10 protein-coding genes and 1 pseudogene are annotated in these 9,072 nt (G+C 67.9%); 5 read left to right on the top strand and 6 right to left on the bottom strand.

The annotated features are described in order from the left end of the window. Both Y706_RS24265 and Y706_RS24260 read left to right on the top strand, forming a co-directional pair. Positions 1-1,091: CaiB/BaiF CoA transferase family protein (locus tag Y706_RS24265; RefSeq protein WP_043435402.1), on the top strand; the 1,091-nt coding region annotated here is incomplete at its 5' end. After that, positions 1,085-2,698, top strand: a complete 1,614-nt coding sequence (locus tag Y706_RS24260; RefSeq protein ID WP_084475991.1) for a carboxyl transferase domain-containing protein — start codon at positions 1,085-1,087, stop codon at positions 2,696-2,698. The genes Y706_RS24265 and Y706_RS24260, both read left to right, overlap by 7 nt. Here Y706_RS24260 and Y706_RS0107960 read toward each other — a convergent pair. Beyond that, positions 2,671-3,417 carry a lipoate--protein ligase family protein gene (locus Y706_RS0107960; RefSeq protein ID WP_028276184.1) on the bottom strand — a complete coding sequence of 249 codons (747 nt, stop codon included), beginning with the start codon at positions 3,415-3,417 and terminating at the stop codon, positions 2,671-2,673. The two genes, Y706_RS24260 and Y706_RS0107960, sit on opposite strands and share 28 nt — an antisense overlap. A 16-nt stretch (positions 3,418-3,433) precedes the next feature. On the opposite strand from Y706_RS0107960, the gene Y706_RS0107955 reads away from it, so the two are divergent. Continuing rightward, positions 3,434-3,817 (top strand): DUF2177 family protein, encoded by a 384-nt coding sequence (locus Y706_RS0107955; RefSeq protein WP_028276183.1) that lies wholly within the window; start codon positions 3,434-3,436, stop codon positions 3,815-3,817. Position 3,818: 1 nt separating this feature from the next. Here Y706_RS0107955 and Y706_RS0107950 read toward each other — a convergent pair whose 3' ends face one another. After that, complete coding sequence (locus tag Y706_RS0107950) at positions 3,819-4,622, bottom strand: thioesterase family protein (RefSeq protein ID WP_028276182.1); 804 nt, start codon at positions 4,620-4,622, stop codon at positions 3,819-3,821. A 185-nt stretch (positions 4,623-4,807) separates the two neighbouring features. Here Y706_RS0107950 and Y706_RS0107945 point away from each other — a divergent pair, with 185 nt between their 5' ends. Continuing rightward, positions 4,808-5,527, top strand: coding sequence for an endonuclease/exonuclease/phosphatase family protein (locus tag Y706_RS0107945; RefSeq protein ID WP_028276181.1), 720 nt, complete (start codon positions 4,808-4,810; stop codon positions 5,525-5,527). 61 nt (positions 5,528-5,588) lie between these two features. Here the strand turns inward: Y706_RS0107945 and Y706_RS0107940 are convergent, their stop codons facing one another. After that, positions 5,589-6,704 (bottom strand): alkaline phosphatase family protein, encoded by a 1,116-nt coding sequence (locus tag Y706_RS0107940; protein WP_028276180.1) that lies wholly within the window; start codon positions 6,702-6,704, stop codon positions 5,589-5,591. 151 nt (positions 6,705-6,855) lie between these two features. Between Y706_RS0107940 and Y706_RS0107935 the strand changes: the two genes are divergently transcribed. Further along, complete coding sequence (locus Y706_RS0107935) at positions 6,856-7,896, top strand: isopenicillin N synthase family dioxygenase (protein ID WP_028276179.1); 1,041 nt, start codon at positions 6,856-6,858, stop codon at positions 7,894-7,896. Positions 7,897-7,976: 80 nt separating this feature from the next. Here the strand turns inward: Y706_RS0107935 and Y706_RS0107930 are convergent, their stop codons facing one another. From Y706_RS0107930 to Y706_RS29170, 3 genes and pseudogenes are all read right to left on the bottom strand, one after another. Continuing rightward, on the bottom strand, positions 7,977-8,444 hold the full coding sequence (locus Y706_RS0107930; protein WP_028276178.1) for an SRPBCC family protein: 468 nt from the start codon (positions 8,442-8,444) through the stop codon (positions 7,977-7,979). A 50-nt stretch (positions 8,445-8,494) separates the two neighbouring features. After that, positions 8,495-8,692: a YegP family protein gene (locus Y706_RS0107925; RefSeq protein ID WP_028276177.1), complete on the bottom strand. Its 198-nt coding sequence runs from the start codon at positions 8,690-8,692 to the stop codon at positions 8,495-8,497. Between the two features lie 126 nt (positions 8,693-8,818). After that, positions 8,819-9,072, bottom strand: a pseudogene (locus Y706_RS29170) (hypothetical protein); the annotation flags it as partial.

The following is a 9,072-nucleotide window of genomic DNA, read 5'->3' as shown; positions in this document are numbered from 1 at the left end:
CATTCGTGGGCCCCGAGGATGATCCGCAGGCCACGTATTTCCTGTCCTGCAACCGCAACAAGGAATCCATTGCCCTGGACTTGAAGAGCGACGACGGGCGGGCAGTGCTGCGGGAGCTGCTGGAACGCGCCGACGTGGTCATCGAGAACTTCCGTCCCGGCGTCCTGGACCGGCTCGGATTCTCCGCCGCGCAGATGCAAACCCTGAATCCGGCACTGGTGGTCCTCTCCATCACAGGATTCGGGCACGACGGGCCCGAATCCCAGCGCAGCGGCTACGACCAGATCCTCCAGGGCGAGGCCGGGCTGATGTCCCTGACCGGATCCGGGCCGGACGATCCGCAGCGGGTCGGGGTCCCCATCGCCGACCTCCTCTCCGGCATGTACGGGGCGTTCGGCACCCTCGCGGCGCTGCTCCAGCGTGAGCGGACCGGCCAGGGCCAGATCGTCCGCACCTCATTGCTCGCGGCCCTGGTCGGGGTCCATGCCTTCCAGGGCACCCGGGCCACGGTTGCGGGCGAAGTGCCGCAGGCGCAGGGCAACCACCACCCGTCCATTGCCCCCTACGGACTGTTCCACTGCCGGCAGGGCAGGGTGCAGATCAGCGTGGGAAGCGAGAAGCTCTGGAAAACGTTCGCCTCGACGTTCGGGATCGACGCCGCGCGGCCGGAGTTCGCCACCAATGCGGACCGCGTGCGCAACCGCGAGAAAGTCATCGAAGAAGTGGAGCAGGTTTTCTCCGATTTCGAGGCCGAGCCGCTGCTCACCAAACTCAACGACGCCGGCATCCCGGCCGGCAAGGTCAGAACCCTGGCCGAAGTCTACGAATGGGAACAGGTCCACTCGCAGGGTCTGGTGATCGACGTCGAGCATAAGATCCTCGGCACCGTGAGCCTGCCCGGGCCGCCGCTGCGGTTCTTCAGCGCCGCCGGCACCACCGAAACCACGTTGACGTCCCACACCGCACCGCCGCTGCTGGACCAGGATGGGGAGCAGATCCGGCGGTGGCTGGGGGTGACACCCGGCACCCCAGCCGGCGCCCGATCAGGCGCGGCCACAGTCGCCGGCCAGGAAGGCCCCCGGGCATGCTGACCCGGCAGAAGGTCCGGCACCTGGACGCCACCGAACTCATCGCCGCGGTCCTCGATCCCGGGTCCTACCGCAGCTGGGACGCGCCAGTGCTGGACCCCGATCCCGGCCCCGAGTACCGGCAGGAACTGGCCGCCGCCCGGGCCAGGACCGGCGTGGACGAATCCGTCCGTACCGGCGAAGGTCTGATCCGCGGCCGCCGGGTGGCCGTCATCGTCAGCGAGTTCCGGTTCCTCGCCGGCTCCATCGGCCAGGCCGCCGCGGAACGGATCGTCACCGCCGTCGAACGGGCCACCCGCGAGGGCCTGCCCCTTCTCGCCGGCCCCGCGTCGGGCGGGACCCGCATGCAGGAAGGGACCATCGCGTTCCTCTCCATGGTCAAGATCAGCGCCGCCGTCCGCACCCACCGCAAGGCCGGGCTGCCCTACCTGGTCTACCTGCGTCATCCCACCACGGGAGGCGTCATGGCCTCGTGGGGGTCCCTCGGCCATATCACCGCCGCCGAGCCCGGCGCCCTGCTCGGCTTCCTCGGACCCCGGGTCTACGAGGCCCTCCACGCCACCCCGTTCCCGGAGAACGTCCAGACGGCCGAGAACCTTTTCGACAAAGGGCTGATTGACGCGGTGGTCCCGCCCTCGCAGCTGTCCGACGTCGTCGACCGCGCCTTGGGCATCCTGGTCACCGGGCCCCGCCCGCCGGTCGCCGCGCCCGCCACACTGTCCGTGAAGCCGTCCGGCGCCGGCGCCTGGGAGTCGATCGGTATTTCCCGCGACCCCCGCCGGCCGGATGTCCGGCAGTTGCTGGCGCACGGGGCCCGGGACGTGCTTCCGCTTAACGGCACCGGCCAGGGCGAAAAGGACCCCGGCCTCCAGCTGGCCCTGGCCCGTTTCGGCAGGGAATCCTGCGTCCTGATCGGCCACACCCGACCGCGGGCGACGCGGCCGACGGGCATGGGACAGACGGCATTGGGACAGACCGCGATGGGGCCGGCGTCCCTCCGGGAGGCCCGGCGCGGCATGCGCCTCGCCGAGGAACTCGGGCTCCCGCTGGTCACCATCATCGACACCGCCGGTGCTGCCCTGTCCCAGGAGGCCGAGGAAGGCGGCCTGGCCGGCGAGATCGCCCGCTCCCTGCACGACCTCATCGGACTCAACGCACCCACGCTGTCCGTACTGCTCGGACAGGGATCCGGCGGCGGGGCACTGGCCCTCTTGCCCGCGGACCGCACCATCGCCGCCCAGCACGCCTGGCTGTCTCCTTTGCCGCCCGAAGGCGCCAGCGCCATCGTCCACCGGAACACGGATTTCGCCCCGGCCATGTCCGAGGCCCAAGGCGTCAATGCCGCATCCCTGCACGCCAACGGACTCGTGGAGCACATCGTGGACGAGCGGCCCGATGCCGCCGACGAGGCGCAGGCCTTCTGCCTGCGCCTCGGCCGGGCCATCGAGTACGAACTCGCCACGCTCACCGGCGCCGGAGTCAACGAACTGCTCCCCCGGCGTCTGGCGAAGTACCGCAATCTGGGCAGCGTCTTTGCGCCAGTGGCGGGACGCCGCCCGGCGGGGTCACCGCTGGATGAGGCTCAGAGCAGGCTCGAGAACTCCGCGTAGCTGAGCGGGGCGTAGCGTCCGTAGGCGGCGATCACCGCGGCCTCGACCGCATCGACGTCGAGGCCCGGCACCAGGTCATCGGCCGCGCCGGCCGTCGCGGGGTCCCATTCGAGGCCAAGGGCGGCGTAGCTGGCCTCCAGGACTGCGCGGATCGGGGCGGAGTCCGCCACCACGATCACGGAGCTGAAGAGCCAGCCGCCGGCGACCACCCGCTGGGCGGTGCCGACCAGCTTGATCCGGTGTTCGGGGACCTCCGGGTCGCTGCCGTGCACGCTGAACTCCCCGGGGCAGTACTCCCCCGGGATCTCGCCGACGCCGGCATCCACCCCGGCATCGCGCAGTGCCCCGGCGAGCAGTTCGCCGAACCGCGAAAACCTCCCCTTGGCCCCGGCAATCGCGTCCGCATCGGGTTCCAGATGGTCGACGACGAGCGATCGTTCGTGGTAGGCCGCCGCGCGGCCGCCGGCCTTGCGGACCAGCGGCTCGAAGCCCAGCTGCCGGCAGGCGTTGGCGGCGGCCTCGAAGCCAGGCAGGTGCGTGTCGCGCTGGCCGAAGGCGACCGTGGGGACCGGCCGGTACAGCCGCAAGGTGGGACCGAGTGAGCCGGTCTTGACCTTCTGGAGGAGCCCGAGCGCGAAGTCGAGGTCGGCCGCGGCGCCAAGTGATTCCTGCTGCCGCACCACCGTCAGTGTCCGGGACCCGGCTGGCGCCTGCGGCATGTTGTTATGCTCCCTTATGGTCATTCTGCAATTCCTCGTCGTAGCCGCCGCATTCGCCGTCATCGACGCCATCTGGCTCAAGACGATGAACCCGTTCTACCGCCGCCAGATTGGTGACCTGATGGCCGACAAGCCCAATCTAGGTTACGCGGTGGTGTTCTACGTGATCTACATTGCCGGGATCGTGTTCTTTGCCCTGACGCCGGCGCTCGACGGCGGCAGCTGGCTCAGCGCTGTGGGCTACGGTGCCGCGCTGGGCGTGTTTGGCTACGCCACCTACGATCTGACAAATGCCGCCACGCTCAAGACGTGGCCGTGGCAGCTGATCGTCGTGGACATCCTGTGGGGTGCCGTGTTGACGGCGCTGGCCACGTTGGCCGGCTGGCTCGTCTTCCACTGAGCTAGGACCTGCGCAGCGTCAGGATCTGTTCGGCGCGTCCGAACGGGCCCGTGAGGTCATGCAGCACCGTGGAGGTGAGCCCGATCCCGTCCGTACCGAACGTGACTTCGTTGTCCAGCCCCAGCCACTCCCCCTCCGGCTGCCGGTACATGTGGATCTGCAGGTCCAGGTTGGGGAAGGCGTAGCTGCCCTTGCCCGGCGGGACCCGGGCGGCAATGCCGTTCGCCGTGTCCACGAGGCCGACGAGCCGGGCGAGGTCGCCGCTGTCCGCCCGGTCTGTCAGCGGGTAGTCGGTGCGCAGCCAGACGGTTCCCGAGCCCGCCCGGTGGCCCTCGGCGATCCGCATGTGCAGGGAGGCGATGTAGCCGCCGGGCCAGACGGCCGCGGCGTCGTACGGCTCGCAGTCCTCCGGCGCCGGAATCCTGGGATCCTCGAAGGCCGCGATGGCGGACGTGTCAGAGGTGATCATCCGCCAGGCCGTGGCGCGAATGGCCGTGCGCCCGCCGGAAACGAGCTCGGCCTGCACCAGTTCGATGGTCCGGCCCGGGCGCAGGGTGGAGGTCACGATCTCGAACTCACCGCCGGGGATCAGCCCGAGGATTTCGTAGCTGAGCCGCGCCATGCGCATATCTTCGCGGGGCTCGTGCCCGGCCAGGCGGTCGGCCATGATGCCGGACGCGGGGGCCATGTGCTGCTCGTGTTCGTTCCAGGCGCCTTGGGCGTGGATGGTGGAGCGGAACCGCCCGTCCCCCAGGACCTCGTAGTAGAAATCGCCCTCGGCAAGTTCCGGTAGTGCAGCAGTCAACGTCCGCCCTTTCGCATGGCTGGTGATTCCAGAACACACTATCCTGCTGCGCTTTCAGTGTTCCCGGCCGCTGTGTTTCCGGCTCCGATCCGGCGCGGACCCCGGACGCGCGCTGCGCTTTTCCCAACCGATCCGCTCGGACTGGGTAGACTCAGGTGAGGTTTTAACGACTATTCACCGAAGAGGTGCTCCCCCTGCTTAGAGTCATCAGCTACAACCTCCGCAAGCACGCGGCCAGCGGCGAGCTGGTCGATCTGGCACGTGATTTCGAGATTGATGCTTTGTGCCTCCAGGAGTGCGATACGGACGATCTGCCGGAGACCATCGGGGATCTGCACCTGGCCGATTCCACCAAGGGCAACCGGCTGGGCCTGGCGATCTATTACCGCATGAGCCGTTTCACGGCCTACGAGACCAAGACCTTCGCCCTTAAGAAGTCCATGCACGACCGTGTCCTCTCCCCCGCGCACGAGCGGCTCATCGGCACTCGTGTGACCGATAACGAGACCGACCACGAACTCGTCATCGCGTCCTTCCACGCGGCGCCGCTGACGGCATCGAACTCTCTGCGGCGGAACCAGATCCATGCCGCCCACGCCGAGCTGCTCAGCATGGGTGGCGGGCTGATGTCACTGATGGTGGGCGACTTCAACTATCCGTTCTTCACCAAGTCCCTGACCGAGAAGATGAAGGACGCCGGCTACGACCTTACGATGAGTGACCGCCGGACCTATACCCGGTACAAGGTCTTCAAGGGCCATTTTGATTTTGCCACTTCCCAGGGGCTGGAGATCGAAAGCGTGGAGACGCTGCCCCGCGGCGCCTCGGACCACCTGCCCATCCTGATCTCGGCCGAATACGGCCAGGAGGCGCCCCCCAACGGTTCGGGACCTGCGGAGCATTAGCGGCCGGTCCTGCCGGGTCGGTGCTGACCGCCGGCGCTGCCGCTAGGAGATAGGTGACGCGCTAGGACCCCGCATTGAAGACGTCCCCGCCGAAACTGTCCAGGCCCGGCGCCCCGGCGTATCCGAGGCGCGGGAGCGAGAAGGCGTCTTCGATGCTGGCCAGGAGGCTGAAGTGGTTGTACGGCCGGTCCGACGTCGTGCCGCCCTTGGTGAGCGGCGAGAGGACCAGTGCACCAATCCTGCCGCCGGCAGTTCCTCCGGGCAGCAGCCCTGAGGGCCCAACTGTCTTGCCCTCGGACTCGTCGAAGGTGATCACCAGCATCCCGTCCTGTTTGAAGGCCGGGGAGTCCAGGATGGCCGGGACCTGCTGGCTCAGCCAAGTGTCGGCGGTGGCCAGTCCGCCTGCGCTGCCGTCGACGCAGGGGTTGTCGTGGCCGTCATTGCAAAGATTGGGTGAGATGTAGGACAGGTTGGGGGTGGTGGCTACGGACTTGAGGTCGCCGCGGAGTTCGCTGAAGTCCACCACGTTGCTCTGGCAGTCCGGTGACGAGGTGATGGCCTGGAAATACACGAACGGGTTGTGCCGCGTTGCGTACTGGTCACCCACCTTGGCGCCCTGGCTGGTGTCATGCCCGCCGAGTTCGGGATGACGGCACGGCGTGCCCATGTCTTCCATGTAGCCCTTCCAGGTCTTGCCTGCGGCACTGAGCTGCCCGGCGACCGTGGGGACCGAGGCCGGATAGACGCAGCCGGCGCCCTCCGCCAGGCCGAGCGCGCCCGTCCCCGTCAGCTCAAACGCGGCGTAGGTGGGGCAGTCCTCCCTCGTCATGGCGTTGGACGGCTGGCCGGAGATCTGGGCCAGGTAGTTCGGGTTCGAATTGTGGGCGATCCCGTAGTACTTGGAAAGCAGGACGCCCTGGCTGCGGAGCGTCTGCGACAGGTAGGGGGCCTCCGAGCCTGCGCCCCACACCTTGTTGTAGCCCTTGTTCTCGAGATTGATGACGAACACGTGCCCGGGCTTCGACGCCGCCCCCGCGGTGGCGGTGCCACCGGCAGTGGGACCCGGATTGCCGCCCGGCGGCCCCGGCTCGCACGCCGCCGCCGATGCCACCAGGACTGCTGCAACAAGCAGCCGCGCGGCGATTCGTCGATGATTTTTCGTGGCAGTCCGGCTCATGGATTCCGGCTTTCTGATTGACCTGTCAGCGTGGCCTTGGCGGCTTCAGTGTCTGCACTCTCTCACACCGCAGTCAAGAAAACCCGCGAGGACCCTGCACAGTTGCTGGGAATGAGTTCAGTAGTGAATGCTGTGGTGGTAGTTTGCACTCATGGGCGCACCATCGGATTCCATTCCGCTCCTGGACCTGAGTACCGCCAGGGGGCGGGACGGCACGTTTGACCCGGCGTTTATTGACGCCCTGCGCGACGCCACGCACCGGGTGGGCTTCTTCCAGCTGACGGGTTACGGGGCCCCTGCCGCCGAGGTGGATGAGCTCTTCGACGTCACACGGCGCTTTTTCGAGCTTCCGCTTGAATCACGGCTGGAACTGGACAACCGGCTCTCGCCCCATTTCCGCGGTTACACGCGGCTGGGCCACGAAATCACCCAGGGGCGGCCGGACGCGCGGGAGCAGCTGGATTTTGGACCGGAGCGCCCCGCCGTCGAGGACTACCCGCCGGATCAGCCGTACTGGCTGGTCCAAGGGCCGAACCTGATGCCGGACCGGGCGTTGCCCGAGCTGCGCACCGTGTGCATGGCCTGGGCGGAACGGATGTCCGGCGTCGGGGCCGAATTGCTCAGCGCCATCGCCGTGTCGCTGGAACTGCCCGAAGGATACTTCGATGAACCCTTCCGGGACTCACCGGCCTGGATGGCCAAGTTGGTCCACTACGTCGGCGGCGTCGTCGCTGATGCCGGTCCGCAGGGTGTCGGCGCGCACGCGGACTACGGCTTCGTCACCTTGTTGCTCCAGGACCAGGTCGGCGGCCTGCAGGTACTCCCGCCGGGCACGGACAGCTGGATTCCGGTCGAACCCATTCCGGGGGCCCTGGTCATCAACCTGGGCGAAATGCTCGAAGTCGCGACCCAGGGTTACCTGGCCGCCACCATCCACCGCGTCGAGGCGCCCCCGGCAGGCGTCGACCGCTACACGGTCCCCTTCTTCTTCTCGCCCCGGCTTGACGCCGTCATTGAGCCAGTGCCCCTGCCTCCCGCACTCGCGGCCCGGTCCCGGGGGGTCACCGATGATCCGGACAATCCGATGCTCGCGTCCTACGGCGCAAACGTGCTCAAGGGCTGGCTGCGGGCCCACCCCGAGGTCGCCCGGATTCATCACCCGGAACTGGTCCGGACCACCGGGCAGGCCTGAACGGCAGCAGCACACCGGCCAACGTGCCGGGAATGACGAGCCGCCCGGCCCGAACGGCCCGCCCGGCGGCGTCCCCCCGCTCAGGCCTGTCGCTGTTTCACGGCGCCGGCCAGCGCGGCCAGGCCCTTTTCGAAGTCGGCGCCGACCATTTTGTCCATGTTCATGAACAGGGCGAACACTTTGCCGATGCCCTTGTTCTCCCCGGTCATCGTCCAGGTGACCTGGGTGCCGTCACCGGAGGGCGTGAACGTGAAGGAGGTGGGGTTGACCGCTTTGAAGGGCTTGGTGAATTCCAGACGGATCTTGATGTTGCGCGGCTCGGAAGTGTCCACGATTTCCATGGTGCCGGAGCCGGCCTTGCGGTTTCCGCTCCAGGTGTACTTGGCACCGACGCCGGAATCGCTGCCGGAGTAGCTCCGTTCCATGGCCGGATCAACGGCCTCCCAAGGGGACCATTTGGTCCATTCGTGGAAGCTGTTGACCAGCGGAAAGATGTCCTGCGCCGGGGCTGGAATGACTGCGCTGCGGGTAACTTCATAAGTAGACATGCGGCAATCCTAGGCGGTGACCGGCCCAACCGGACGCGTGCCCTGCGGGTTCACCCCTTCTCAGCGGTTGCCTCCGTCAGATCGACCACCGGCAAGGCCGCGTTCTTCTTGACGGACTCGACCCCGCCCATGGCACTCGCCTTGGTCTTGTAGCTCTCCGAGGAGGCGATCACCTCGCCGTTGGAGGCCTTAAGCCGGAACCGGAATCCGCCGGACTTGTCTTTGTAGACCTCATACTTGCCAGCCATGGTGCATCCCTGATTTCTCCGTTGTTGTGGCCGGCCGGGGAGCCGGCACGGATCGATTAGCGCTGCCGCAACCGGCTGACCAGAGTGCTTCGGTTGCCTGGCCCGACCAGGCTCAGGACAGGCCGGTCAGCCCTGCAGCGGGATGACGTCAATTCCCCCGTGCTGATCGGCAACGACCAGAACCCGGGGCGCCGCCACACCCTCCAGTGCGGCCGCCAACCGCTTCTCCTGGGCTCCGGCATCGCCCGCGACGTCCCCACCGGCAACACCGGCACCGGCAAAACCGGCGGCGCCGGCTCCGCCGTCGGCCCGTTTCCAGACCGTGACGCCGGCCCCGGTGACCTCGCCGATGACGCGCCGCAGCGGTGCAGGGTCCGATC

This window comes from Arthrobacter sp. I3 (assembly GCF_000520575.1).
Lineage (GTDB): Bacteria > Actinomycetota > Actinomycetes > Actinomycetales > Micrococcaceae > Arthrobacter > Arthrobacter humicola_A.
The sequence above is the reverse complement of the archived record's forward strand: the minus strand, read 5'-3'. Positions and strand labels throughout refer to the sequence as shown.